This window comes from Vreelandella gomseomensis, from assembly GCF_031451645.1.
GTDB lineage: Bacteria > Pseudomonadota > Gammaproteobacteria > Pseudomonadales > Halomonadaceae > Vreelandella > Vreelandella gomseomensis.
Window position 1 is genome coordinate 341,848 of sequence record NZ_JARWAI010000002.1, and the last position, 26,636, is coordinate 368,483.

Consider the following 26,636-nt stretch of genomic DNA (forward strand, 5'->3'; position numbering starts at 1 on the left):
TAATGAAAGGAGGCGTCAATGCCTGAAGAGGCTCAAACGGTACTCGATTTCTGGTTTGAAACCTTGACGCCTGCTCAGTGGTTTAAAAAAGACCCTGAGATGGATCGTGCGATCTCGGCACGGTTTGGCGTCCTGCATGTCCAGGCAGGGCAGTGTGAGTGCTACGCATGGCGCCAGACCGCGCACGGCCGGTTGGCTGAAATCATTGTCTTGGACCAGTTCTCGCGTAACATCTACCGCGACGATGCGCGCGCCTTCGCCAACGATGCGCTGGCACTGGCGCTCGCCCAGGAAGCGGTGGCGGCCGGTGTCGATGCCGACTTGACCCCCGTCGAGCGCAGTTTCCTGTATATGCCGTACATGCACAGCGAGTCAGCCGCCATTCATGCCCTGGCGATGCCGCTGTTTGACCAGCCGGGGTTGGAGAGAAACCGGGACTTCGAGGTTCGCCACAAAGCCATCATTGACCGGTTTGGGCGTTATCCGCACCGCAATGCGGTGCTGGGCAGGGCATCCACCCCGGAAGAAGTCGCGTTTCTCAAGCAGCCGGGCACGTCTTTTTAAGCGGTTACCTTTTTCACTTTTGCCGATGGCGCTTTATGTCGTTACGAAAATCTACTCGCATCAACAAATACATCAGCGAAAGCGGACTCTGCTCGCGGCGCGAGGCCGACCGCTTTGTGGAGCAAGGCAATGTCTGGATCAACGGCCGCCGGGCCACCACCGGGGATCAGGTCGTTCCGGGTGACCGCGTCAAGGTGAACGGCCAGGACATCGAGCCCCAGGAAGAAGAGGATGTCGTCCTGATTGCGCTCAACAAGCCGGTGGGCATTGTCAGCACGACCGAGTCGAGTGAAAAAGACAACATCGTTGATTTCGTCAAACACGGCACGCGCATCTTTCCGATCGGCCGCCTGGACAAGGACTCCCAGGGGCTGATTTTGCTGACCAATAACGGCGATCTGGTCAACAAGGTGCTGCGCGCCAACAATCAGCACGAGAAAGAGTATCGGGTGACGGTCAACAAGCCGATCACCGAGGAGTTTATCGACGGCATGCAAAACGGCGTGCCGATTCTTGGTCAGGTCACCAAGAAATGCCACGTCGAGAAGCTGTCGACGTTCGAGTTCTCCATCACCCTGGTGCAGGGGTTGAACCGCCAGATCCGCCGGATGTGCGAGTACTTTGGCTACGAGGTTATGCAATTGATCCGCACGCGGATCATGAACGTCTCGCTCAAGGGGCTGGCGCTGGGTGACTGGCGGGACTTGACCGTCAAGGAATTCGATACCCTGGTGGCGCTCACCGAGCGCTCGGAGGCGGCTCCGGCCCCACGCACCGCGTCTGCCAAGCAACGTGGGCCTAAAAAAGGCGCCCAGCGACCGGGTAACAAGGGGCGCGATGGAACGGGAAAAGGCGGCAAAGCGGGCAAACCCGCAGCCAAAGCCGGGGCAGGGCGCTCTAAATCCAAAAGTGCTGGGCCCAAAAGCGCTGGCGGCAAACCGGCACTGAAAGGCAAGCCCGGTGCCAAGCCGGCCGGCAAGAAAGCCGCCGCGCCCGGCAAGGGCGGGGCGCCCAAGAAGCCGGGGAAAAACAAGCCGTTCAAGGGTAAGGCGGGCCCGCGCCGTAAGTCGTCTTCCTAGCCGTTAGCTGTCGTAGGCAAACAGGAAATTAGCGATCAGCTCCTTGCCGCCTTCGGTGGCAAACGATTCCGGGTGAAACTGAATGCCGTGAATCGGATAGTCGCGGTGCTTCACGCCCATCAGCTCAAACTCACCGACCGCCTGCCAGCGGCTGCGCTGTTCGAAGTTGTCGGCCGCCAGACCGCCGACGGTGGCGGTGACGTCCAGGCATTCGGGTAGCGAGTCCGCATCGGCAATCAGCGAGTGGTAACGCATGACCTCGAGCTGGTCGGGCACGCCGCTGAACACCGAGCAGTTATTGTGGTTGATTGGGCTGATCTTGCCGTGCATGGGGAGTGGCGCTTTGACCACCTTGCCACCGAACACGTGCACGATGCCCTGCATCCCCAGACACACGCCCAGCAGCGGCGTGGTCTTGCCCAGCTTCTCGATCACTTCCGCACACACGCCAAAGTAGCGCGGGTCGTCCGGCGAGCCGGGGCCTGGGGAGATGATGATGCGATCCGGCGCCATGGCCTCGATGGCCTGAAAATCGATCTGGTTGTTGCGTTTGACGATAATCTCGAAATGGGGAATCGCCCGACGATTTTTCTCGGTCGTCAGAATCTCACCGATAAACTGGTAGAGGTTATAGGTGAAAGAATCGTAGTTATCGATGATGAGCACCTTCATGCGTGGCTCTCCGTGTCCTTATCCGTACTCATGAAAGGGGCAAGGGCTTTGCGGGTGCCCGCAAACTTGCGGCGAATCTCTTCATACTCGTCGGCGGCGTTGCTGTCGAAGACGTTGCCGCCACAGGTTTGCACGTAGGCGCGCTCGCCGTTGACGAACACCGTACGGATGGGAATGGCAAAGGTGCAGTCACCGTTAAACGAGAACTGTCCCACCGCACCGCCGTAGGGGCCACGCCCGTCGGTTTCTAGGTCGTCGATGATTTTCATCGCCTCGATCTTCGGCGCCCCCGTCAGCGTACCCGCCGGGAAATTGCTGGCCAGCGCCGTGAACATGTCGTCACCCTCGGCGATAATGCCGACGATCTCGCTGGAAATATGCTGCACGTGGCTAAATCGCTTGATATCCATCAGGCTGCGCACCTTCACCGTGCCAAACTGCGCGACGCGGCCGATATCGTTGCGATGCAGGTCGACGATCATGTTGTGCTCGGCAATCTCCTTGGGGTCGTTGAGCAGCGCCCGGGCAAGCTGGGTGTCTTCCTGAGGCGTTTGGCCCCGGGTGGTGGTGCCCGCCAGCGGGAACGTCTCCATTTCACCCTGGCGCAGGCGGAATAGCAGTTCGGGGCTTGCGCCGATCAGCTTCTGCTCGCCAAACTTGACGTAGTACATCTGCGGCGAGGGGTTGATGGTACGCAGCTGGTCGTACAGCGCCAGGGTATCGCCCTGGATCTGGAAGCGCTTCTTGAACCCCACCTCGCACTGAAACACCTTGCCGTCGATGATGTCCTGCTTCACCTTGGCCACCGCCGCAGCGTGCTCATCCTGGCTCATGGTGTCGCCCAGCGCCTTGATATGCAGCGGGCCGGGGGGCGTATCGTCAGCGTCGATCAGCGTCTGCAGAAACTCATAGCGGCTGTTGTCGTAGTAAAAGTAGGTGACTTCCCCGGTCATCTTGTCGAGGATCAGGCCATCCTTGTACAGCCCGAAGCGAAAGGTATCGAAGTCGTCGCTGGCCTTGAGCGTCAGCGAGGGCTCGAAGTACTGCATGGCATCGTAGCCAAGATAGCCGCTCAGTCCGCCGGCATACTTGCGGGAAATGATATTTTGCGGGATCAGACTGCGCAGCAGGTCGTAGGGGTTATCGCTCGGGTAGTGGTTGGCATGGCCGTCGCGGTCTTCGATGGTCAGCGTCTTGCCGTTGGCGTAGAGCGTGTACTCGGGGTCGAAGCCGATGATCGAGTGACGCGCCATGTGGCTGTCCTCGCCAAGCGACTCCAGCATGTAGCAGGTATCGAATTGCCGCTCGATTTTTTGAAACAGGGCAAAAAAATCGCAGTCCGCCGCCAGGGTCACGTAGTGAGGCTTGCGCGGCAGCGTAAAAGGCTGCGGGCCTTCTGCAGCGTGCGTTTCGGCAGTTGTCATAGGTGATCGGTCCATGAAGAAGGTAACGTTGTTAGGGCACGGGAGCCACGCGATACGGTGGCGATACCCACGCCCAGGGTGTCGGCAATCTTGCGGTGGGGCACGCCCTCACGCAGCAGCTTGAAAATCTGCAGGCGCTTACTGATTTCTTGGTACTCTGCAGGCGTCAGCAGGCTGGCCAGCGCCTTGTGCATTGCCTCTGGAGAGTCGATGGCAAGCAAATGGCGAACCAGCTCCGCCTGGTAATCATCGTTTGAGCGCATATCCTAAAGGCACCGTTGGCCACCGGGTAACAAGCAATGTACTAGCGTACTAGTACGCTATATGATTGTGCCGTGAAGTCAAGCCGATTGAACCAATAGATTGAAAAAATAAAAGGACCCTCGATGACCGCGTACTTTATCCAGGCGTTTATTTATCTTGTGGCGGCGGTGATTGCCGTCCCCCTGGCGAAACGCTATGGGCTTGGCTCGGTGCTTGGCTACCTGATGGCCGGCGTGGTCATTGGCCCGATACTGGGGCTGGTGGGCCAGGAAACCACGACGATCCAGCACTTTGCCGAATTTGGCGTGGTGATGATGCTGTTTCTGGTCGGTATGGAGCTCGACCCGAAAGGCCTGTGGGCGATGCGTGTTCGGCTGATCGGCCTGGGCGGGCTGCAGGTGATGCTGACCACCGCCGCAGGAACCGCGATTGCCTGGTGGCTCGGGCTTGCCTGGCAAACGTCCCTGGCCATCGGCTTGCTGTTCGCGCTGTCCTCGACGGCGATTGTGCTGCAAACCCTGAGTGAAAAAGGCCTGGAAAAAACCGAGGGCGGCCGGAGCGCCTTCTCCGTGTTGCTGTTCCAGGATATCGCGGTGATTCCCATGCTGGCGTTGATTCCCCTGCTGGCGCTACCCGAGTTGATGGGCGCCGGTGGCGATCAAGCCAGTCACCCGAGCATCAGCCTGGTGGCGCACTTGCCCGGCTGGGCGCATGCCCTGGTGGTGGTCGCGGCGATCGGCAGCGTGATTGCCGGCGGTTACTACCTTGGCCCGAAACTGTTTCGCTATGTGGTGGGCTCGGGATTGCGTGAGGTGTTCACGGCTACGGCGCTGATGCTGGTCATCGGTATCGCCGCGCTCATGAGCCTGGTGAATCTTTCCCCGGCGCTGGGCGCGTTTCTGGCCGGTATCGTACTGGCCAACAGCGAGTTCAAGCATGAAATCGAAGCCAATATCGAGCCTTTCAAGGGGCTTCTGCTGGGCCTGTTCTTTATCACCGTCGGCGCGGGGATCGACTTTCAGGTACTGGCCTCGCAGTGGGACACGGTGCTGGTACTTGGCGTCGTGGTGATTGCCGTCAAGGCGGCCATTCTGCTCGTCCTGGCGTTGCTGTTTCGGGTGCATCGCAGTAACGGCTGGCTGTTCACCCTGAGCCTTGCCCAGGCCGGTGAGTTCGGGTTTGTGCTGTTGACCTACAGCGTGCAGAACAGCGTGATTCCCGTCGAGATTTCCCAGGTGCTGTCGCTGGTCATCGCGCTGTCGATGTTCCTGACGCCGCTGTTGTTTATCGCCTACGACCGCCTGGTGCTGCCGCGCTATCGTCGGGTCAAAAACGACGGGCGCGAGGCGGATGCCATTGAAGAACAGGCGCCGGTGATCGTCGCGGGCGTGGGGCGCTTCGGGCAGATCATTTGTCGCCTGTTGCGTGCCAACAACATGCCCATCGTCGCGCTCGATCATGAACTCGAGCAAATCGAGAACCTGCGGCGAATTCATATTAAAAGCTATTTCGGCGATGCTGCTCGCTCAGACCTGCTGGAAACCGCCGGTATCGAACAGGCGCGCTTGCTGGTCGTGGCCATTGATGACCGTAAGCGGGCTGTTGAGCTGGTCAAGCACGTCAAGCATTACTACCCCCATGTATGGGTGCTGGCCCGGGCGTTTGACCGCGGACATGGTTATCAGCTGCGTGAAGCCGGCGCCGATGACGTCGTCAGTGAAACCTACCACTCCGCACTTGAGCTGGGCGGCCATGCGCTGACGGCCATGGGGGTTCACCCCATGCGCGCCAAGCAGATGACCTGGGCGTTTGTGCAGAATGAAGAGGCCCACGAGGACGAGCTTTTTGAAGCCTGGAAGAATATCGAAGAAGGCATCAACTTCAGTCCGCGCTACGGCGAACTGTTCATGAAGCTCGAAGAAGCGCTGAACAGCGCCATGCAGCAGGATTGGCCCGAGCCCCAGCGTGAGGATGTGCCAATCTGGACGCCGCCTGAAGCGGATAATCCATGACCCCCCCCCCTTCATTGCTGACGTGCTCAGACAAGCATCGACGACTTGAATAAGGCCTGGCGGTCGATGGCGTTTCCCGACAGCATGAACTCGCCCATACCCCGGTAGTGCAGCGATGTCTGCTCATCCGCCGAAGGGGCGACATGGGCTTTAACGACCTCAAAGATAAACAGGTTGTAGCGTTCGATCATGGCGTCATCGTGCAGCCGGCACTCGAAGGACGCGTAGCATTCCTCAATTCGTGGTGCATCGATCTTTTCTGACTCGCCAGGGGACAGACCAAAGGCGTCGAACTTGTCGACCTCGCGCCCTGAACAGTTGCCGATACCTACGACCGCATCGACAAGCGACGCCGGGGGAATATTGATCACGCATTCGCCGCTGTTATGCACCAGCGCATGGGAGTGATTGCCAGTGTCGATAACGCAGCCGATAAGCGAAGGGGAAAACGCCATGACCATGTGCCACCCCAGAGTCATGATGTTGGTTTGCTTTCGCCAATGCGATGACACCAGCACAACAGGGCCAGGTTCAAGAAAGTGCCTGACGTTGGAGACCGGAAAGTCCTCTTTCTTCGTAGGGTGTGGCATCAATAATCTCCGATTAGATTAGTTATCCAGCCGGACGTCGCATCAAGGTCATCAATACCCCGGCGCTGATCTGCCGGTTAATGGCACGGAAATGCAAGTCGCCGGCATCTATGTACAAGAAATGCGCTGCCCCAGGAATCACAGTGAGGAGACTCACCGTGATCATTCGGTGCATGAAACCGACGACGAGGCGCTGCTGTTTGGCGCCACGTCTGTAGAGGGTAGCGACAATGTTACATATAGGGTCTTCAAAAAGGCTAGCTAACGACATCCTCACTTTCTTTGGTCAGTTGGAAGATACCCAGGGCGCCATTGACAGCACTTTTTTCAGCGAGCTAGGTCGCAACGCGGATGTGTTTTCAACCATTCAATCGTTTATTGATCGGGCGTCCGCGTCAGAAGAGGCGCTATCCCAACAGTTAGCGTCAATGACCAGCAGGCTTGAGGACATGGAAAGGCAGCATGCAGAGGTCATCCGCCAAAGAGATGACCGCCTTCGAGCATTGGAAGCAGAGTGCCAGCGCCTGATGGGGGAGCAACGGGTATGGGAGATGATACAGCTGACGCTCACCGAAGGCGTCTGGGACTTTGTCGTGTATCATGGCGATATAGAGGATCCATCAAGCGAGATGATCATCACCGACCAGTTCAGAAACCTTCTGGGCTATACCCGGGAGGAGATGCCTGACGGGATGGACAGCCAGAAGGACATTACCCATCCTGACGATCTGCCCAATATTCTGGCGGCGTTTGAAAAGGAAATTCTCTCGCCGTCGGGCACGGGCGAATACGTGGAAGAATTTCGCATGTACCATAAACAACACGGCTATTGCTGGTTTAGGGAGCGTGGCCGGGCCATCCGGGATGAAGGCGGGCAGCTTTTACGTGTCATCGGGGCGGTTCGCAACATCGAGGATGAGCGGTCGGCCAAGTCAGCTCATGAAACCATCGTCGAGAACAATCATAAGACTTACCATCAGGTGTCAGAGGTGGTGGACGTTATCAGCCAGATTGCGACCCAAACCAATCTGCTGGCGCTCAATGCCGCCGTTGAGGCAGCACGAGCGGGCGAGGCGGGCAGAGGGTTTTCGATCGTCGCCGATGAAGTCAAGAAACTGGCCAACCAAACGCAGGAAGCCACCCAACGCATTCAAGACGTCCTGGACTCCCAGGAGCAGTAAAAACGTTCAGCGGCGCGCCGTGGGGGCAGGCTGACCCGATGATATCGATAGCCGTTCAGCGTTAGGCGTCGGGATCGGAAGGCAGCTCATCTGGATCAAGCGCTTGCACTTCCTTAAGCAGGCTCATCAAGGTGCGGTATTTCTCGTCTCCCAGCGCCCGCTGGATCTTCTTGTATTGATGGATCATCTCACCTTTCATTTCATCGAAAAGCGCATTGCCCTTTGCGGTAAGCGTCACGCACAGACGCCGCTGGTCGGCGGCAGGTTTCCAGCGTTCCACCAGGCCATTCTGTTCCAGTCGAACCAGGACGCCGGTCAGGCTGGGCGGCAGTATACAGGCGAGCTTGGCCAGTCGGTGGCTTTCCAGGGTTTGATCTTCCGATTGCCACAAAATGCGGATCACTCGCCATTGCTGTTCGGTTATGTTGTGGCGATTGAGGTGAGGCCTGAAGAAGTCCATCGCTGACTCACGCGCTTGCATCAATGCCAACGTCAAGGAAGGGGTAGGGCGTACCATGTGTTGCCTTTTCTAAATAGCCACCAGCCAGGCAAGCTGTCTGATGGCAATGAGAACATTACCTGATCGTCGAATACGCCAGCACGGCGGTCTGGCAACGTGAAAGCATACGGTGCACGACAGAAGGTGACAAACGTGGATGCAAAAATCTCACATGCTGCTGCTGTGGAGACTCGACTATCCTGAGATGACATGAATAGTTTAACAGTTAGAGGGGGTGCTCGGCCCGTTATGGTGCAGCCATGATGGCCGTGGGAATAGGTGGGGGCGGAAAGCCAGAGACCAGCGCTGTGAATGTCACTCAGGGCCAATAATGCTGGCAAGTAACAACAAGACGCGACGGCTGAAATGCTTTATACCTTGATTCAGCGGACAGTGAGAATAGCTGTTTTGGGGGGAGCCAAACTGCTGATATGGCGCGGAAGTTGCTTGACTAAAAAGCCAACAATAATCTCGAGGTCAAGGAGAATCATGGTGAGTAGTGAGCAATCCATTATCCGGGAACACCCATGTACGGCTGCGCTCGTCGAGCGTCAAACCCACGATGTTGTCGAGCATGCGCAAACGCCAAGTGGATGGACGCTCAACTATGAGCAGGTGTCGGCCGGCAAGTTCTTGGGTCAGATCTCCCAGTTGGAGTTGCCCAATATCCAGATTATCGAAGATCAAACCAATCAGGCGATGATCAAGAGTGGGGAGGCCTTCAAAAATACGATCTGCTTTAGTATCTCGACGCGCAAAAGCCCCTCTGACCTGATTTGCCTTGGTAATATCTTTACCACCCCGGGGCTGCTTGTCTCCGATGCTCAGGATCTACCTGAATTAAGAACGCCGGCAGGACTGCAGGTGTTTAACTTGAGTGTGCAAAAGGATTTGCTGATTGACTATATCGTTAAGCAGAACCTGGCATTTGAGGCCAGCTGTGCTCCTTACTTTTTCCCTTTTAGTCAGCCGCATGACCAGAATGCGCTGGCGCAGGCGGTCGAGCGTATATTCCTGCTAAGCAAGCAGGGACAGCTCGCAAAACCAGTACAAAAGAAGAATGCCCAAGACCTGCTGCTGATGCATCTGCTGGATACATGTGAAACGGCTTGCTTGCCTCCCCTGTCGACGACACGAAAAAAGCAGATGGTGGATCGTGCACGTAAATACGCGATCGAGCATAGCGATACTCCTCTGTCCATCATGGACTTATGCAACCACGTAGGAGCCAGTCGACGAAAGCTGCAGTATTGTTTTCAGGATGTGCTCGGCATCAGTCCAGTGTCCTTCCTGCGTATACTGCGGCTCAATGCCGTTCATAAAGCCCTGTGTACCGGAAGCGAAGACAAGCAGATCCAGGATATTGCCGCCGAATGGGGGTTTTGGCATTTAGGTCACTTTACCTCGGACTACCGTAACCTGTTCGGAGAGCGCCCGTCAGACACCCGGGGGAGAATGAAAAGCAGGTTTGCCAATCTCGGATAACGCCCTTTCCGGTAGCGTCATAAGCTGAAATGGCTCATTCAGAGACATAGAGGCAATACAATGACTCCAAGAAAAACAATGCTACCCCGCATTTTATTGGCACTCACCTGCAGCTATTCAGCGGCTTCCATGGCCACCGAAAATGGCTCACCGACGACGGCAATGGGGCTGCTCGATTTTGGCGCAGGTTATCTACCTCCCACCACCGACAATGGAACAGTGGGCTTCCGAGCCGCGTATTACTCAACGGATGCCCAGAAAGATAACGACGGCAACGATACGGGCAATGATTTCTCGCTAGATGTGCTCTCGCTGTCAATGGCCTATTTCTACATGACGGATCAGAAAGTGCTGGGCGCCCGTTACGGTTTCGGTACGGTCGTGCCTTTCTTCAAGATGGACTCCGAGCTGCAGGTCAAGCGAGGCGGCACAACGTTGTTCAGTGATCAGGCGGATGTGTTTGAACTGGCGGATATCCAGTTCATGCCGATGTTACTGCAGTGGACGCCAAGCCCCAATCTGTCGATCTTTGCACAGTTCCAGATCCAGGCGCCCACGGGGGATTACGATTCAGAGCGCCTCGTCTCCCCGGGGCTGAATCACTGGGCGTTTACACCTCAGGCGGCGTTTACCTATGTCAGCGATAGCGGCTATGAGGTCTCGTCTTCGTTTCAGCTCGACATCAATACCCGCAATGACGACACCGACTACCGGAGTGGCACGGAGTATCGCCATGAGTTTGCGGTAGGCAAGCATGTGGGCCCATGGACGGTCGGCGTCGGTGGCTATCACTATCAGCAAATTACCGATGACGATGCCCCGGGCCTTGAAGGCGGTAATCGCGCATCGGTGGTGGCCGCAGGGCCTGCCATTGGCTTCTTCGACCCAGGGTCGTCGATTCCGCCGATCAGGTTCCATGCTTACAAGGAGTTTGGCGCCGAGAACCGCACCGAAGGCTACAACATCGGCTTAACAATGGCGTTCAGCTTCTAAGGAGGTCATGATGAGCAATGCACATTTACCCCGCGAAGCGGGGCGTTCTCAGGGCAGCGTGCTGGTGTTGGGGAGCAGCCTGACCATCATGGGATCCGTCATGGTGGCGCCCATCATTCCCAAGCTGATCGCGGAATTTGCGGCCAGCGAACCTCGCGTCGAGGTGCTGGCACCGCTGGCGATTACCGGCCCGGCATTAGCCATTGCCATATTTGCGCCTTTGGCGGGCTGGCTTGCGGATAGCGTGGGTCGAAAACTCATATTGATCTTCGCCACCTTGCTTTATGCGCTGCTGGGGGCTGCGCCTGCACTCCTCAATGATCTCCAGTCGATCGTCATTGCCCGTTTTCTTTTCGGCTGTAGCGAGGCCATGGTGATGACCTGCTGCACGGCATTGATTGCAGACTATTGGCAGGGCGAGCGCAGACTCCGCTATATCAATGCGCAGGTTATCTCGATCGCGCTGGTGGGCGCCCTGTTTTTTGTCATCGGGGGGGCGCTTGGCGAGCAATCCTGGCGCACGCCTTTCTATCTCTACCTGCTGCCTCTGTTGCTTGTCATACCGATGATGAAAGTGCTCTGGGAACCCCTTGCACGTTCTGAGCAGGATGAAACGCCCGATAGGCAGCGCATTGATGGGGTTGCCTTGGTGGTTGGCTATGCGTTGATTCTCGGTGGCATGGTGTTGAGCTTTGTCGTGCCCGTGCAAACCCCCAGGCTGATGGTTCAACTGGGAATCGCATCAAGTACGTTGATCGGCATGGCGACGGGGGCTGGTCTGCTCGCCTCACTGTTGGGCGCGCTGGCCTGGCCGCTGATTCGCAAGACCATTGGCATCAAGTGCACCAACGCCCTGCTGCTGGCCTTGATGTCCTCCGGACTGCTGCTGCTCATCAACGCCGGCTCACTCACGGGTATTTTTATTGCCGTCGTCATTCATGGTGTGGGGGCTGGGTTATTAGTTCCCAATGCGCTTACCCCGGTCATGAATGCGTTGAACAAGCGCCAAAATGGACGAGGAATGGGCGGATTTACCTCCTGCCTTTATCTAGGCCAGTTTGTCAGTCCCTTGTGTGTCGCGTTCCTGGTATCAATGACCGGCATGCTGACGCATGCCATCGCCATGCTGGCATTGATCGGTTTTGGATCAGCCGTCATCTGGTTGTTGTATGCCTTCTTTGCTAAACAGAGCGACACGCCTCCCTTAACCACCACAGCCGATAAGTGATAGTAAAATGACACGCGATATACATACGTTGATGGATAGTCAGGATGGCGTTGGGCTTGCCGAGAAGATCCGGCAGAAGGACGTCACACCCAGTGAACTGGTAACGGCGGTCATCGATCGCCTGGAAGCCGTCAACCCTCAGCTCAATGCGCTGGCCGAGCCACTGTATGAACAGGCGCAGAAGGCGGCAAAGGAAAACGTCGACACGCGGCAGCCATTTTGTGGTGTTCCCACCTTCGTTAAGGATCTTTTTTCGCCCCTCAAGGGGGCCAGGATGGCCAGTGGTTCCTTTGCATTGGGTGAGACGCGCGCGGAAATCGATGCCGAGGCCGTTGCTCGGTTGCGGCGCGCGGGTTGCCTGTTCGTGGGTACCAGCACCTCCCCCGAGTTTGGCACTTCCTATACCACCGAGTCGAGCCGGTTTGGGGCAACGCGTAATCCCTGGAACCCGGAGAGAAGCGTGGGCGGTTCGAGTGGCGGTGCTGCCGCTCTGGTGGCTGCCAGGGTGGTGCCGTTTGCCCACGGCAACGATGGCGGCGGCTCCCTTCGGGTGCCGGCGTCCTGCTGCGGGATTTTTGGCCTTAAACCCACGCGGGGCAGAATGCCATCAGGCCCGATGGTAGGTGAGGGCTGGGGAGGCATGGGGACGCCTCACGCGATGACCCTGTCGGTGCGCGACAGCGCAGCGTTACTTGATGCGACTAGCGGGGCGGACCTCGGAGCCCCCTATGCCGCTCCGGAACAGCGTGACTCCTTTCTGAACGCCGTGGAAAGGTCGCCTGGGACGTTGCGCATTGCCGTGGTGGAAAGCATGGCCCCCTGGGAATCAGGCGCCGAGGCGCGAGAAGCCGTCCAGCTTACCGCGTCGTTATGCGAATCCCTGGGACACCGCGTTGAATCGGTATCGTTGCCGGTGAACCTGCCCGAGTTTATTCATAATACCTTCAGCATCATCGCGCCCAACACGCAGAATTTCATCAATACTCTCGGCGAGATGCGCGGATCTCCTGTCAAGGATAGCGAGCTGGAACCTCGCACCAGGGTGATGCTGAGGGAAAAAGGCCATCTCGACGCCACCACCTACATTACGGCCATCGAGTATATGCATGCGCTGGGCAGAACGGTGGCGGGTTTCATGCGTGACTACGATCTGATCTTGACGCCGACATTGACACGCAAACCGCCCATCATCGGTGAGTTGGACGCCTTTGACGATACGCTGAGTCTTGAAGACATCATTCATCGGTTTCATGGCTATTCGCCCTTCACGGCTATTTTTAACGCGACCGGCCAGCCCGCCATGTCGGTTCCGCTGTACTGGACGCAGGATAGTCTGCCGATCGGCAGCCATTTTGCCGCGCGATTCGGTGACGAAAGTACGCTGCTGTCGTTGGCGGCTCAGCTTGAGCAGGCGCGCCCCTGGGCGAATAAGCGGCCACCCGTCAATGCCATGACGAGCTAGCATTCGCGCGTCGGTCTAGCAGCATTTAAAACGGCAGGTGCAGCGAAGCGCTGAGGGTATTCAGATGGTCGAGGGTGGGAGCGTCGATACGTTCGTACTCGAGGCGGCTGACCAGGCGATCGAAGGTGAGGGTGGCGCCAAACCCCTGAAGGAGGGCGGTGCCGCCATCATCGAGTTCCTGCGCCGGACGATAGCTTTTACCGCGCCATTCGGTAAGCCCTGACTTGGCATAGACGCTGAATGATCCCAAGCGCAGGCCAGCGACCAGGGCGCCGCCCAGGCTCAGGGTGTCCATGATCAGGGAGCTTGAAGAGACAGGCACTTCTTCGCTTTCCCGGTAGGCCAGTTCAGCGCCAAGGTCCAGGTGAGGTAGCTGCCAGGGACTGAAGCCGGCCGATAGGCGGAACCCGCTGGTATATCGGTCAATGCTGGTCAGGTCGCTGCCTTCGAGGATGACGCCGTTTTCCAGTTTCAGCAGCTCGCTATGCGGCGAGGTGTAGGCCAGAGGCGAGGCGTCGTCAGCAAAGGTGCTGGCGTAGGGGACTGCACAGCATAGGGGGACTGCACAGCATCGTAAGGTGCTCGCCAAGCGTTTCATTGGCATTTTTTGTACCTGGAAGCGTCAAGTAAAAGCGGATCTTTTGAGGGTAGCAACTGGCCCTGGTTTGTGCCAGCTTATTTGCCGTAACCCTACTGCTGGTCGTTCAGCCCCAGTTCCTCGATGGAGATGTCGCGCATCTTGAACTTCTGGATCTTGCCGGTGACGGTCATCGGGAATTCATCGACGAACTTGAAGTAGCGCGGAATCTTGAAGTGGGTGATCTTGCCCTTGCAGTACTCGCGCAGGTCTTCGCCGCTAATCTCGTGGTCGGTACCGTTGAGTTTGACCCAGGCGATCAGCTCTTCGCCGTACTTCTTGTCCGGCACGCCGGTGACCTGGACGTCCGAAATGGCGGGATGGGTGTAGAAAAATTCCTCGATCTCCCTGGGATAGACGTTTTCGCCGCCGCGAATCACCATGTCCTTGATCCGGCCAACGATCTGGACGTAGCCCTCGTCGTCCATGGTGGCCAGGTCGCCGGTATGCATCCAGCCGGTTTCGTCGATGGCCTCGGCGGTGGCCTTGTCGTTGTTCCAGTACTTCAGCATGATGCTGTAACCGCGAGTACACAGCTCGCCAATTTCACCGCGGGGCAGAATGCCGCCGTTACCGGGGTCGACGATCTTGGTTTCCTGATGCGGCTGGGTACGTCCGACGGTCGAGACACGTTTTTCAATGCTGTCGTCGGCACCGGTCTGGGTCGACACCGGGCTGGTTTCGGTCATGCCGTAGGCAATCTGTACGCCTTTCATGTGCATCTTGCTAATCACCTGCTTCATGATTTCCGCCGGGCAAATCGACCCCGCCATGATGCCGGTGCGCAACGACGACAGGTCCGTACTCGGGAAGTCGGGATGGTCGAGCTCGGCGATAAACATGGTGGGCACGCCAAACAGGGCGGTGGCTTTCTGTTCCTGCACCGCCTCGAGCACCTTGCCGGGGTCAAAGCCCTCGTCCGGGTAGATCATCGCCGCGCCGTGGGTCATGCAGCCCAGGTTGCCCATGACCATGCCGAAACAGTGATACAGCGGCACCGGAATCACCAGGCGGTCTTCGCTGGTAAACCCCATGCTTTCGGCGACAAAGAAGCCGTTGTTGAGAATATTGTGGTGGGAAAGCGTGGCGCCTTTGGGGAAGCCGGTGGTGCCCGAGGTGTACTGAATGTTGATCGGGTCGTCGAACTGCAGCGTGGCTTGAAGGTCGTCGACGTCGGTCTGACTCACTTGATTCGCTTCGTCCATCAGGTCGGCCCAGCGCCACATGCCGTTGTGCTTGTCGGCGCTCAGGTTGATGACGCACTCAAGGTCGGGCAGTTTTTGTGATTTCAGGTTGCCCTCGGTGCTGGCCTTGAGCTCGGGGGCCAGTTCATACAGCATGCCGCGATAGTCCGACGTTTTGAAACTGTCGGCCGTTACCAGGAAGCGCGCACCGGACTGGTTGAGCGCAAACTCCAGCTCGTGGGTGCGGTACGACGGGTTGATGTTGACCAGAATCGCGCCGATTTTGGCGGTGGCGAACTGTGTCACCGCCCACTCGCTGCAGTTGGGTGCCCAGATGCCCACCCGGTCGCCTTGCTTGACGCCAATGGCGAGCAGAGCGCGGGCACAGCGATTGACTTCTTCCTGTAGCTCGCGGTAGCGCCAGTGAATGTGCTGGTGGAGCACGATCAGCGCGTCGTTATCAGGATACTGTGCGGCGATCTGGTCGAATTTATCGCCAATGGTCATGCCCAGCAGGGGTTTGTTGGCGGTACTGCTGGTGTAGCTTGGAAGGGTAAGTGCAGGTGATGCCATGGTATCTCTCCACATATTATTGTCTTGTCCGAGGGAACAGGCAGCGACGGTTTGTTATTGGTTATGCGCTGACGCGGCCTTTGGCCAGGGCGACTCTTGAGCCGGGTTGGCGCCCCAGTTCACCGGTAATCCAGTAGCCGGTATCAATCACCGCCTGGAGGTCAACGCCGGTATCGATGCCCAGCCCTGCCAGCAGGTAGAGCACGTCTTCGGTGGCCACATTGCCCGAGGCGCCCTTTGCATACGGGCAGCCGCCGAGCCCGGCGGTGGACGCATCAATCACGCTGACGCCTTCTTCCAGTACGGCATACAGGTTAGCCAGCGCCATGCCGTAGGTATCATGGAAATGCGCCGCCAGACATTCGATGGGTACCTGCTGACGGGTCGCTTCGATCATGCGTTTGGCGGCCAGCGGTGTGCCCACGCCAATGGTGTCGCCCAGCGAGATTTCGTAGCAGCCCATCTCATACAGCGCTTTGGCCACTTCGGCCACTTTGTGGGGCGCAATCTCGCCTTCGTAGGGGCAGCCCAGCACACAGGAAACGTAGCCTCGCACCCTTACGCCGGCGTCGTTGGCGCGTTCGAGCAGCGGCGCAAAGCGCGCCAGGGACTCGGCAATGGAGCAGTTGATATTCTTTTGTGAAAACGTCTCAGACGCCGCCCCGAACACGGCGACTTCCTCAACGCCCGCCGAAAGCGCGTTCTCCAGGCCCTTCAGGTTAGGTGTCAATGCCGAATAGACCACCCCCGGCCGACGGTCGATGCCGGTCATCACCTCGGTGGCATCGCCCATTTGCGGCACCCATTTGGGCGAGACAAAGCTGGCGGCTTCGATGTGCGCGAGTCCCGCTTTGGCGAGCCGCTCAATCAGCGCCATCTTGGTCGCGGTGGGTACCATGTCCCCCGGCTCGTTCTGCAAGCCGTCCCGGGGGGCCATTTCAAACAGTTTGACGGACGTCGGCAGCGCCATGGGGTAGCTCCTATTCGCTGGGGGCAAAGTCGAGCAGCACGTCGCCCTGGCCGACGGTATCGCCCGCCTGGAAGTGGAACGACGCCACGCTGCCATCGGCCGGGGCGTTCATGGTGTGCTCCATCTTCATGGCTTCCATGATCATCAACGGCATGCCTTGCTCGACGCTGGCGCCAGGTTCCACGAGCAGGGCGACCACGGTGCCGTGCATCGGCGCGGTGAGGGTCGACTCGGCCTCATGGTGGCCATGGTCGATGGCGTCGATGCGCCGCCAGAACAGGCGTGTTTCACCCCTTGGGTCGGCCATGACCACCACGTGCCCATCGCGGCGTGCCTGCAGCCGGCGACGGTGGCCATCCAGCGTGACCGCGACCGCATCGCCGCTGAGCGGCTGCAGGCTGGCGGTTAGGGTTTCGTCGCCGATGGTAAGGTGCCAAAGCGCCTCGCCGGCGCTGCGCTTACCTTCAACAATGACCACGGCTTCATCGCTATCCGGCGCCTGGGCGCTTGCGGGGTCGCACAGCGCAATGCGAATGGTATGCGGCGCATTGAGTCGGAAACCGTCGTGGCGGTCCCAGGGCGAGTCGCTCTCGCATTCCTGGGCAAGCTGGTGCAGGCCAATCAGCGCCGCGCTGGCGTAGGCTTCTCGGTCGTAAGTACGAGGGGCAAACAGCGTCGCCTCGTTGCGCTCGATAAAGCGCGTATCCAGCTCCGCGTTCTTGAAGCCAGGATGGGTCGCCAGACGCATCAGAAAGGCGCGGTTGGTCACCACGCCCTGAACGTCGAGCGCTGCCAGGGCACGGTTGAGCGTCGCCAGGGCGGCGTCCCGGTCAACGCCGTGAACGATCAGCTTGGCGAGCATGGGGTCGTAGTGCATCGACACCGTATCGCCGCTTTCCACCCCGCTGTCCAGACGTACCTGGTCGTCGCTTAAACCCGCGCCCTCCAGATCCAGCGCGAAACGCGTCAGCAGGCCGGTGGCGGGCAAGAAATCCTGATCCGGGTCTTCGGCGTAAAGGCGCGCTTCAAAGCTATGCCCGGTGATGGTCAGTGCGTCCTGGGTACAGGGGAGCGGCTCGCCCATGGCTACGCGCAGCTGCCATTCGACAAGGTCCTGGCCGGTGATCATCTCGGTGACCGGGTGCTCGACCTGCAGGCGGGTGTTCATTTCCATAAAGAAGAACGACCCGTCCGCATCCAATAGAAATTCGACGGTGCCGGCACCTACATAGCCGATTTCTTGGGCAGCGCGCACCGCAGCGTCGCCCATGGCGCTGCGCAACTCTGCCGTCATGCCGGGGGCGGGGGCTTCTTCGATGACTTTCTGGTGGCGGCGCTGCACGCTGCAGTCGCGCTCGAACAGGTAAGCGCCGTTGCCGTGGCGGTCGCAGAACACCTGCACTTCCACGTGGCGGGGCTTGACCAGGTATTTCTCGATCAGCATGCGATCGTCGCCGAAGGCGGCTTTGGACTCGCGTCGGCAGCCGTCTAGGGCGGCCTGAAAGCCATCCCCCGATTCGACGACGCGCATCCCCTTGCCGCCGCCACCGGCGCTGGCTTTGAGCATCACCGGGTAGCCGATCTTGTCGGCCTCGTCGCGCAGCAGGGCGTCGCTCTGGTCGTCGCCGTGGTAGCCGGGCACCAACGGCACGCCCGCATTGGCCATGCGTGCCTTGGCGGCGGATTTATCGCCCATGGCGGCAATCGCCGAGGCGGGCGGACCGACAAAGGTGATACCCGCCTGCTCAAGGGCTTTGACGAAGTCGCCGTTCTCGGAAAGAAAGCCGTAGCCGGGGTGAATCGCACCGCTGCCGGTGCGTCTGGCGGCCTCAATGACCGCCTCGACGTCGAGGTAGCTTTCCCGCGCGGCGGCAGGGCCGACGCGGATCGCCTCGTCGGCTTCACGCACGTGTCGGGCGCCGGGATCGGCGTCGGAATAGATGGCGACGGTTTTTAGCCCCATGCGGCGCGCGGTGCGCATCACGCGGCAGGCAATCTCGCCCCGATTGGCGATAAGCAGCGTATCAAAGGGCGTCGTGCGAGCGGCGTTTTCGTTTTTATCGATAATCGGCGAATGACTCATGAGCGACGCTCCGACGCGTTAGGTGTGTTATTCGGTTCGGCCCAGGTTGGGCGACGCTTTTCCAAAAAACTCGCCAGGCCTTCCTGGCCTTCAGGGCTTACCCGCAGACGGGCGATGACCTGGCAGGTATGCTCGCGGGTGGCGTCCGCATCGGTTGTCTGGGCCACCGTAGCCATCAGCGCCTTGGTGGCACGCTGGGCCTGGGGCGAACCCGCCAGCAGCGTGGCCAGCATGGCGTCCACTGCGCTATCCAGGGCGTCGTGTTCCACCACCTGATGGGCCAGGCCGAGCTCAAGCGCCGTCGGTGCGTCCATCACCTCGGCGGTCAACGCAAAGCGGCGCATCTGACGCTCGCCGAGGGCTCGCTGAACGTAGGGGCTGATCACCGCGGGCGACAGGCCGATCTTGACTTCGGAAAGGCAGAACCTGGCTTTTTCGGAGGCCACGACCACGTCACAGCAGGCGGCAAGGCCCACCGCGCCACCGAAGGCGGCTCCCTGTACGCGGCACAGCGTGGGGCAGGGCAGCGTGTCCAGACCGTGCATCAGCGCGGCGAGTTTGCGCGAATCGGCGAGGTTATCGTCAAGGTCGTAATCGACCATGCGTTTCATCCAGTTCAAATCGGCTCCGGCCGAGAAGCTCTTGCCTTCAGAGCCCAGCACCACCACGCGCACGTCGCCCGTGTCCGCAAGCGAATGCAGCCGGCTCAAATGATCGTTCAGCTCGGCGATCAAACTGTCGTCAAAGGCATTGTGCACCTCGGGGCGATTCAGGGTTAGCCAGGCGACGCCGTGGTCGATGGTGAGTGTCGAATAAGCCATGCTCATTGCCCCTTACATCCGGAACACGCCAAAGCGTGTCTCTTCGACTTCAGCATTCATCGCGGCAGCCAGTGAAAGCCCCAGTACATCGCGGGTTTGCAACGGGTCAATCACGCCGTCGTCCCACAACCGGGCGCTGGCGTAATAGGGATGGCCCTGGTGCTCGTACTGCTCGCGGGTGGGTTGCTTGAAGGCTTCTTCTTCCTCCGGCGTCCACTCGCGGCCCTCGCGCTCGTGCTGCTCGCGTTTCACCTGGGAAAGCACGCCCGCCGCCTGTTCACCGCCCATCACGGAAATACGCGCGTTGGGCCACATGAACAGCAGGTTGGGGTCATAGGCGCGGCCGCACATGCCGTAGTTGCCGGCGCCGAAGCTGCCGCCAATCAGCACCGTGTATTTGGGCACCTTGGCGCAGGCCACGGCGGTGACCAGCTTGGCGCCGTGCTTGGCAATACCTTCGTGCTCGTACTTGGAGCCGACCATAAAGCCGGTGATGTTCTGCAGGAAGATCAGCGGAATCTTGCGCTGGGCGCACAGCTCGATAAAGTGCGCGCCTTTCACGGCGCTCTCAGAAAACAGCACGCCGTTGTTGGCGACGATGCCCACCGGGTAGCCGTGAATATGGGCAAAGCCGGTGACCAGCGTATCGCCGTAGTAGCGCTTGAATTCGTCAAAGTCAGAGTCATCGACGATGCGACCAATGACTTCCCGCACGTCATAGGGTTTTTTAAGGTCGGTGCCCACAATGCCATACAGCTCGGCGGGGTCGAGCCTGGGTGGCTTGGGCGCCTGCATGGCCAGCTGGCCGCGCTTCTGCCAGTTGAGCCGTGAGACACAGGCGCGTGCCAGCTGCAGCGCGTGGGCGTCGTTTTCGGCGTAGTGGTCGGCCACGCCGCTGATCTTGGCGTGCACGTCGGCACCGCCCAGGTCTTCCGCGCTGATGCTCTCGCCGGTGGCGGCTTTTACGAGCGGTGGGCCGCCGAGGAAAATAGTGCCCTGCTCTTTAACGATGATCGACTCATCGGCCATGGCGGGCACATAGGCGCCGCCCGCGGTGCACGACCCCATCACCACGGCGATTTGCGGAATGCCCTCGGCAGACATAGTCGCCTGGTTGTAGAAGATGCGCCCGAAGTGGTCGCGGTCGGGGAAAACTTCGTCCTGGCGGGGCAGAAAGGCGCCGCCGGAATCGACCAAATAAATGCACGGCAGGCGATGCTTGCGGGCGATTTCCTGGGCGCGCAGGTGTTTCTTGACGGTCATCGGGAAGTAGGTGCCGCCTTTCACCGTGGCGTCGTTAGCGACAATCACGCACTCCACGCCGGAAACGCGGCCAATGCCGGTGACCACCCCGGCGGCGGGCACGTCGCTTTCATAGAGGTGATGAGCGGCCAGCGCGGAAAACTCCAGAAACGGCGAGCCTTCGTCAATCAGGTGATTGATGCGGTCGCGCACGAACAGCTTACCCCGGCTTTCGTGGCGCTCGCGGGCCTTGGCGCCGCCGCCCTGGGAAATGGCCGCAGTGAGTTCGCGCAGCTGGCTAACGTCCTTGCGCATCGCCGCTTCGTTGGCCTGAAAGACATCGCTGCGCGGATTGATCTGGGTTTTTAAAGTGCTCATGGCGCGACCCTGCTGATGTTTGTTAAAGGCTTTCGTTGAAGAGTTCGCGGCCGATCAGCATCCGCCGGATCTCGCTGGTGCCCGCGCCGATCTCATACAGCTTGGCGTCGCGCAGCAGTCGCCCGGTGGGGTACTCGTTGATGTAGCCGTTGCCGCCGAGCAGCTGAATGGCATCCAGCGCCACCTGGGTAGCCTTTTCGGCGCAGTAGAGAATCACCCCGGCGGCGTCCTTGCGGGACGTCTGACCACGGTCGCAGGCGCCCGCCACGGCATAAAGATAGGCCCGGCAGGCGTTCAGGGTGGTGTACATATCCGCTACCTTGCCCTGCACCAACTGGAATTCACCAATCGACTGATTGAACTGCTTGCGTTCGTGGATATAGGGCAGCACCACGTCCATGGCAGCCTGCATGATGCCGATAGGGCCGGCCGCGAGCACGGTGCGCTCAAAATCCAGGCCGCTCATCAGTACGCGAGCGCCTTTACCTTCGTCACCGAGAATGTTTTCAGCGGGAACGGCGCAATCCTGGAACACCAGCTCGCAGGTGTTGGAGCCGCGCATGCCAAGCTTGTCGAGTTTCTGGGCGGTGGAGAAACCGGGCATGCCCTTTTCGACAATAAAGGCGGTGATGCCTTTGGAGCCGGCGTCCGGGTCGGTCTTGGCGTAGACCACCAGGACGTCCGCATCCGGGCCGTTGGTGATCCACATCTTGTTGCCATTGAGAATGTAGTGATCGCCGTCTTTCTTGGCTCGCAGCTGCATGGAAACCACATCCGAGCCCGCACCGGGCTCGGACATGGCCAGTGCCCCTACATGGTCGCCGCTGATCAATTTGGGCAGGTACTTGGCCTTCTGCTCGGCGGAGGCGTTGATCTTGATCTGGTTGACGCACAGATTGGAGTGGGCGCCGTAAGACAGTGCGACGGAGGCGCTGGCGCGGGAGATTTCTTCCATGGCAATACAGTGAGCGAGATAGCCCATGCCACTGCCGCCATCCTCTTCAGAAACGGTAATGCCCAACAACCCCATATCGCCAAACTTCTTCCATAAATCATTGGGGAATTCGTTGTTACGGTCGATTTCGGCGGCGCGTGGCGCAATCTCGCTGGCGGCAAAGGCGTTGACCTGTTCGCGCAGCATGTTCAGTTCGTCATCGAGGCCAAAATTGAGTTCTGAGTAGTGTGAAAACATGGTCAATCACCTGTTGTGCATTGTTTTAGCGAGTGTGGTCTTGGCGAGCGCGTGCTGGCGGTAGGGCGTGGGCGGCCTTATCAGTGCATGGTCGCGGAAGACGACGATGCTTTATCGGAGGACGCCGACTGCTCTTCTTCGCGTTGTTTTTGATGTAGCTCTTCGAGCGCCTCGCGGCAGCGGGCTTCTGCGCTTTCAAGTTCGAGCTGCACCATGGTGATGTCTTTCATTTGCTGGTCGAGGGCCGCCCGGCGTTCGGCAATCTTGGTGAGCATCAAATTCAGCTGCTTTTTACTGCCGCTGCGGGTTTCATCCCAGAGCTCGAATAGTTCGCGAATTTCGGCCAGTGAAAACCCCAGCCGCTTGCCGCGGATGGTCAGTTTCAGGCGAACCCGGTCCTTGCTGCTGTAAATGCGAGTCTGGCCCCGGCGAGTCGGGTGCAGCAGCTCCTGATCCTCGTAAAAGCGGATGCTGCGGGTGGTCAGGTCAAACTCGCTGGCCAGTTCACTGATCGAATAGGTTTTGCTCATGATCGATACTCTCTCAATAGGGCGTTCTCAATAGGGCGTTGTTCCAGACGTATGCCGCTATGGAACACGGCCACCGAGGCGGAAACAAGTTTACGTTGACGTTAAGCAGTTGTCGCCGGTGACATGAAGATGGCCGGTATGGGGCGAATGGGCAGCAGCATCCACCAAAGGTATAGAAAGCAAGTGATTGCTTGTGACAGAAGTAAAATATAAGTTAACGTAAACGTCAATTAAAAGACCGCAGACAGTGCCTAAGCGTGCTCCGGAGAGTCACCATGAATTTCGAACTCAGTGAAGATCAGGTTGCGTTCGCCGATATGGCTCGCGCCTTTGCCCAGAAGGAACTGGCCCCCCACGCCGCCGAGTGGGATCGCGATGCCGTTTTCCCCGTCGAGGTGATCCGTAAAGCTGGCGAGCTGGGGTTCTGCTCGCTTTACGCGCCGGAGAGCGTCGGCGGGCTGGGGCTTTCGCGGCTGGATGCCAGCATTATCTTCGAGCAGCTGTCGATGGGCTGCACCTCGACCACGGCGTACCTGACCATCCATAACATGGTGACCTGGATGGTGGCCGATTACGGCAAGCCTGCCACCATCGAAAAGTGGGGCGAAAAGCTGGCCACCGGCGAGCTTCTGGGCTCGTACTGTTTGACCGAACCCAACTCGGGCTCGGATGCCGCATCGCTGAAAACCACCGCCAAGCGCGACGGCGATGATTTTCTCATCACCGGCAGCAAGATGTTCATTTCCGGCGCGGGCAGCACCGACGTGCTGGTGGTGATGGCGCGCACCGGCGGCGAGGGCGCGGCCGGGGTGTCCGCCTTCGCCGTGAACGCCAACGCAGACGGCATCAGCTACGGGCGCAAAGAAGACAAGATGGGCTGGAACAGCCAGCCGACCCGGACGATTACCTTTGAAGACGTACGGGTGCCCGCGCAACAGATGCTCGGCAACGAGGGCGACGGCTTCAAGATCGCCATGAAAGGCCTGGACGGCGGGCGGATCAACATCGCCACCTGTTCCATCGGCACCGCCCAGCAGGCCATCAACGAGGCGCGTGCCTACATGCTCGAACGCAAGCAGTTCGGCAAACGCCTGGCGGATTTCCAGGCGCTCCAGTTCCGCCTGGCCGACATGGTGACCGAGCTTGTCGCCGCGCGTCAGCTGGTGCGCCTGGCTGCCACCAAGCTGGATGCCGAAGACGCCGATGCAATTGCCTACTGCGCCATGGCCAAGCGCTTTGCCACCGATGTAGGCTTCAAGGTGTGCGACGAAGCGCTGCAGCTTTACGGCGGCAACGGCTATATCAAGGAATACCCCATGGAACGCTTCGTGCGTGATACCCGCGTGCATCGTATTCTAGAGGGAACCAACGAGATCATGCGCCTGATCATTTCACGCCGCGTGCTGGCGGAAGGTGCCGCCGAGCTGTAAGCGCTGGAAAGCCGGTCGTTGATTCAATCATTGTGGTGATTGCCCCGAATAAGGATGGTGAGATGAGTAGCGTACTGTTTACCGAACACCCCACCCAGGACGGCCACGTCATTGCGGAAATAACCCTCAACGCCGAGCGCTCGCTCAACGCGCTGACGCTGGAAATGATCGAGGAAATACTGCCGCGCCTGGCCGAGTGGCGAGAAGACAACCGCGTGGTGGCCGTGCTACTGGACAGCGCCGGCGACAAGGCCTTCTGCGCCGGTGGCGATGTGGTCAATCTCTACAAGGCGATCAAGGGCGAGGGCGACCCGGATTTCCCCGAACGCTTTTTCGACCACGAGTACCGGCTGGATTACGCGCTGCACACCTACCCCAAACCGGTGATCTGCTGGGGCAACGGCATTGTCATGGGTGGCGGAATGGGCCTGCTCAGCGCGAGCAGCCAACGCGTGGTGACCGAAACTTCGCGCCTGGCGATGCCCGAGGTCACCATCGGGCTGTACCCGGATGTGGGGGCCAGCTGGTTCCTGAACCGCCTGCCCAACGGTACCGGACGCTTTCTTGCCATGACCGGCAGCCAGATCAACGCGCCGGATGCCGTCCACCTCGGCCTTGCCGACCGGGCGATTGCCAGCCACCAGCGCGATGCCATGGCGAAGAAGCTGACCAAGGCCTCCTGGGGCGAGGGCGCAAAGACCGACGCCCACGGGGTGGTCAATCGCATTCTACGCGAGCTGGAGCAGACCTCGCAGCCGGTGTTCGAGGAGCTCGAAGCGCCGGTGTATAAATTCTCGCCGCTGATCCGCGAGCTGATGGATCACGACACCGTCGAGCAGATTGTCGCGGCCATCCGCGCGGTAAACAGTGACGATCAATGGTTTACCAAAGCACAGAAGACACTGGCGAACGGTAGCCCGGTATCCATCCGGCTGATCGACGAGCAGCTCAAGCGCGCCAAGTACATGTCGCTGGCCGAGGTGTTCCAGGCGGAGCTGGCGCTTTCGGTTCAATGCTGTCGCCACCGGGAATTCCCCGAGGGCGTGCGCGCGCTGCTGGTGGACAAGGACGGCAAGCCCGAGTGGACCTATCCCGAGGTGGCGGCCGTTGAGGATTCGTTCATCGACGAGCTGCTGACGCCGCCCTGGGCAAATAACCCCCTCGCCAACCTGAGTTAAGTAGAACGACCATCACGATCAACAACAAGGACAATCGCCATGACAACCGTCGCATTTATCGGCCTGGGCAACATGGGCGGCCCGATGGCCGCGAACCTGGTCAAGGCAGGCTTTCAGGTGCGCGCCTTCGACCTGTCGACAAGCGTGCTTGCCACTGCCAAATCCCAGGGCTGTGAGGTGGCAAGCTCCGCCCAGGACGCGGTGAAAGGCGCCGAGGTGGTGATCTCCATGCTGCCCGCCGGCAAGCACGTAATGGGTCTGTACGCGGAAGGTGATGCGCCGCTGTTCGACGTCATCAAACAAAGCGCGCTGGTCATCGACTGCTCGACCATTGATGCCGACACCGCCCGCAACGTCGCCGCCATCGGCGCCGAAAAAGGCATTGGCTTTGTGGATGCGCCGGTATCCGGCGGTGTCGGCGGCGCCCAGGCGGGCACGCTGACGTTTATCGTCGGCGGCTCGGAGGCCCAGTTCGAGCAAGCCAAACCGGTGCTGGACGCGATGGGCAAGAATATCTTCCACGCGGGCGACCAAGGCGCCGGGCAGATCGCCAAGGTGTGCAACAACATGTTGCTGTCGATCCTCATGGCAGGCACCTGCGAGGCAATCAACATGGGCGTCAAGAACGGCCTGGATCCGGCGGTGCTGTCGGAGATCATGAAGCAAAGCTCCGGCGGCAACTGGGCGCTCAACGGGTATAACCCCTACCCGGGCGTGATGGATAATGCGCCGGCCTCTAAGGGCTATCAGGGCGGTTTCCAGGTTGACCTGATGATCAAGGACCTGGGGCTTGCCATGGACGTCAGTCAGCTCAGCGCCTCACCGGTGCCCATGGGCTCCGCTGCCCGCTCGCTGTTTACCTTCCATAAAGCCAATGGCAACGGCAAGTTCGACTTTTCCAGCCTGATGCGCTTTTATCAGGACAGCGACGGCAGCGCCTGACAGACAAGCGGGGGACGGGGCCG

At 59.5% G+C, this 26,636-nt stretch carries 23 protein-coding genes and 1 pseudogene; 11 read left to right on the forward strand and 13 right to left on the reverse strand.

Annotated features, from left to right (window positions below; all coding sequences use genetic code 11):
• Positions 1-18: 18 nt before the first annotated feature.
• Positions 19-564, forward strand: a complete 546-nt coding sequence (locus QC815_RS03740) for a DUF924 family protein (RefSeq protein ID WP_230446715.1) — start codon at positions 19-21, stop codon at positions 562-564.
• A gap of 35 nt (positions 565-599) precedes the next feature.
• Positions 600-1,643, forward strand: coding sequence for a 23S rRNA pseudouridine(2604) synthase RluF (gene rluF, locus QC815_RS03745; protein ID WP_230446716.1), 1,044 nt, complete (start codon positions 600-602; stop codon positions 1,641-1,643).
• A gap of 3 nt (positions 1,644-1,646) precedes the next feature.
• On the opposite strand, the gene QC815_RS03750 is transcribed toward rluF, so the two are convergent.
• The 3 genes from QC815_RS03750 to QC815_RS03760 are packed head-to-tail and all read right to left on the reverse strand — an operon-like array spanning position 1,647 to position 4,002.
• The gene (locus QC815_RS03750; protein ID WP_230446717.1) at positions 1,647-2,315 is read right to left on the reverse strand and encodes an anthranilate synthase component II; all 669 of its coding nucleotides are present in this window, start codon (positions 2,313-2,315) and stop codon (positions 1,647-1,649) included.
• Positions 2,312-3,739, reverse strand: coding sequence for an anthranilate synthase component I family protein (locus tag QC815_RS03755; RefSeq protein WP_230446718.1), 1,428 nt, complete (start codon positions 3,737-3,739; stop codon positions 2,312-2,314). Before QC815_RS03755 ends, QC815_RS03750 begins: the two co-directional genes overlap by 4 nt.
• A complete protein-coding gene (locus tag QC815_RS03760; protein ID WP_230446719.1) occupies positions 3,736-4,002 on the reverse strand; it encodes a Trp family transcriptional regulator in 267 nt (88 codons plus the stop codon). Before QC815_RS03760 ends, QC815_RS03755 begins: the two co-directional genes overlap by 4 nt.
• Positions 4,003-4,125: 123 nt before the next feature.
• Here QC815_RS03760 and QC815_RS03765 point away from each other — a divergent pair, with 123 nt between their 5' ends.
• Complete coding sequence (locus QC815_RS03765) at positions 4,126-6,015, forward strand: monovalent cation:proton antiporter-2 (CPA2) family protein (protein WP_309767003.1); 1,890 nt, start codon at positions 4,126-4,128, stop codon at positions 6,013-6,015.
• Between the two features lie 26 nt (positions 6,016-6,041).
• Here the strand turns inward: QC815_RS03765 and QC815_RS03770 are convergent, their stop codons facing one another.
• Positions 6,042-6,605: a flavin reductase family protein gene (locus tag QC815_RS03770; RefSeq protein WP_230446721.1), complete on the reverse strand. Its 564-nt coding sequence runs from the start codon at positions 6,603-6,605 to the stop codon at positions 6,042-6,044.
• 230 nt (positions 6,606-6,835) lie between these two features.
• Here QC815_RS03770 and QC815_RS03775 point away from each other — a divergent pair, with 230 nt between their 5' ends.
• Complete coding sequence (locus QC815_RS03775; protein ID WP_309767005.1) at positions 6,836-7,786, forward strand: methyl-accepting chemotaxis protein; 951 nt, start codon at positions 6,836-6,838, stop codon at positions 7,784-7,786.
• Between the two features lie 61 nt (positions 7,787-7,847).
• Here the strand turns inward: QC815_RS03775 and hpaR are convergent, their stop codons facing one another.
• Complete coding sequence (gene hpaR, locus QC815_RS03780) at positions 7,848-8,303, reverse strand: homoprotocatechuate degradation operon regulator HpaR (RefSeq protein ID WP_230446722.1); 456 nt, start codon at positions 8,301-8,303, stop codon at positions 7,848-7,850.
• Between the two features lie 471 nt (positions 8,304-8,774).
• Here hpaR and QC815_RS03785 point away from each other — a divergent pair, with 471 nt between their 5' ends.
• The 4 genes from QC815_RS03785 (at position 8,775) to QC815_RS03800 (ending at position 13,453) form a co-directional block, all read left to right on the forward strand.
• Complete coding sequence (locus QC815_RS03785; RefSeq protein WP_230446723.1) at positions 8,775-9,770, forward strand: helix-turn-helix domain-containing protein; 996 nt, start codon at positions 8,775-8,777, stop codon at positions 9,768-9,770.
• 78 nt (positions 9,771-9,848) lie between these two features.
• On the forward strand, positions 9,849-10,763 hold the full coding sequence (locus QC815_RS03790) for a SphA family protein (RefSeq protein ID WP_309767008.1): 915 nt from the start codon (positions 9,849-9,851) through the stop codon (positions 10,761-10,763).
• Between the two features lie 10 nt (positions 10,764-10,773).
• Complete coding sequence (locus QC815_RS03795; protein WP_309767011.1) at positions 10,774-11,991, forward strand: MFS transporter; 1,218 nt, start codon at positions 10,774-10,776, stop codon at positions 11,989-11,991.
• Between the two features lie 7 nt (positions 11,992-11,998).
• On the forward strand, positions 11,999-13,453 hold the full coding sequence (locus tag QC815_RS03800) for an amidase (RefSeq protein WP_230446726.1): 1,455 nt from the start codon (positions 11,999-12,001) through the stop codon (positions 13,451-13,453).
• 25 nt (positions 13,454-13,478) lie between these two features.
• On the opposite strand, the gene QC815_RS03805 is transcribed toward QC815_RS03800, so the two are convergent.
• From QC815_RS03805 to QC815_RS03840, 8 genes are all read right to left on the reverse strand, one after another.
• Positions 13,479-14,051: a hypothetical protein gene (locus QC815_RS03805; RefSeq protein WP_422828365.1), complete on the reverse strand. Its 573-nt coding sequence runs from the start codon at positions 14,049-14,051 to the stop codon at positions 13,479-13,481.
• Positions 14,052-14,143: 92 nt separating this feature from the next.
• Positions 14,144-15,847, reverse strand: coding sequence for an AMP-binding protein (locus QC815_RS03810; protein WP_230446728.1), 1,704 nt, complete (start codon positions 15,845-15,847; stop codon positions 14,144-14,146).
• Positions 15,848-15,908: 61 nt separating this feature from the next.
• Positions 15,909-16,817, reverse strand: coding sequence for a hydroxymethylglutaryl-CoA lyase (locus tag QC815_RS03815; protein WP_309767016.1), 909 nt, complete (start codon positions 16,815-16,817; stop codon positions 15,909-15,911).
• 10 nt (positions 16,818-16,827) lie between these two features.
• On the reverse strand, positions 16,828-18,900 hold the full coding sequence (locus QC815_RS03820; protein ID WP_268902713.1) for an acetyl/propionyl/methylcrotonyl-CoA carboxylase subunit alpha: 2,073 nt from the start codon (positions 18,898-18,900) through the stop codon (positions 16,828-16,830).
• Positions 18,897-19,721, reverse strand: a complete 825-nt coding sequence (locus QC815_RS03825; RefSeq protein ID WP_230446730.1) for an enoyl-CoA hydratase/isomerase family protein — start codon at positions 19,719-19,721, stop codon at positions 18,897-18,899. Before QC815_RS03825 ends, QC815_RS03820 begins: the two co-directional genes overlap by 4 nt.
• A gap of 12 nt (positions 19,722-19,733) precedes the next feature.
• Complete coding sequence (locus QC815_RS03830; protein ID WP_230446731.1) at positions 19,734-21,341, reverse strand: carboxyl transferase domain-containing protein; 1,608 nt, start codon at positions 21,339-21,341, stop codon at positions 19,734-19,736.
• Positions 21,342-21,363: 22 nt separating this feature from the next.
• Positions 21,364-22,533, reverse strand: coding sequence for an isovaleryl-CoA dehydrogenase (locus QC815_RS03835; RefSeq protein ID WP_309767019.1), 1,170 nt, complete (start codon positions 22,531-22,533; stop codon positions 21,364-21,366).
• An 80-nt stretch (positions 22,534-22,613) separates the two neighbouring features.
• On the reverse strand, positions 22,614-23,063 hold the full coding sequence (locus QC815_RS03840) for a MerR family transcriptional regulator (RefSeq protein ID WP_230446733.1): 450 nt from the start codon (positions 23,061-23,063) through the stop codon (positions 22,614-22,616).
• Between the two features lie 275 nt (positions 23,064-23,338).
• Between QC815_RS03840 and QC815_RS03845 the strand changes: the two genes are divergently transcribed.
• The 3 genes and pseudogenes from QC815_RS03845 to mmsB form a co-directional block, all read left to right on the forward strand.
• Positions 23,339-24,493 carry an acyl-CoA dehydrogenase family protein gene (locus tag QC815_RS03845; protein WP_309767021.1) on the forward strand — a complete coding sequence of 385 codons (1,155 nt, stop codon included), beginning with the start codon at positions 23,339-23,341 and terminating at the stop codon, positions 24,491-24,493.
• A gap of 62 nt (positions 24,494-24,555) precedes the next feature.
• Positions 24,556-25,671, forward strand: coding sequence for an enoyl-CoA hydratase/isomerase family protein (locus QC815_RS03850; RefSeq protein WP_230446735.1), 1,116 nt, complete (start codon positions 24,556-24,558; stop codon positions 25,669-25,671).
• A gap of 27 nt (positions 25,672-25,698) precedes the next feature.
• A pseudogene (mmsB, locus tag QC815_RS03855) lies at positions 25,699-26,613 on the forward strand (3-hydroxyisobutyrate dehydrogenase); the annotation flags it as partial.
• Positions 26,614-26,636: the final 23 nt, after the last annotated feature.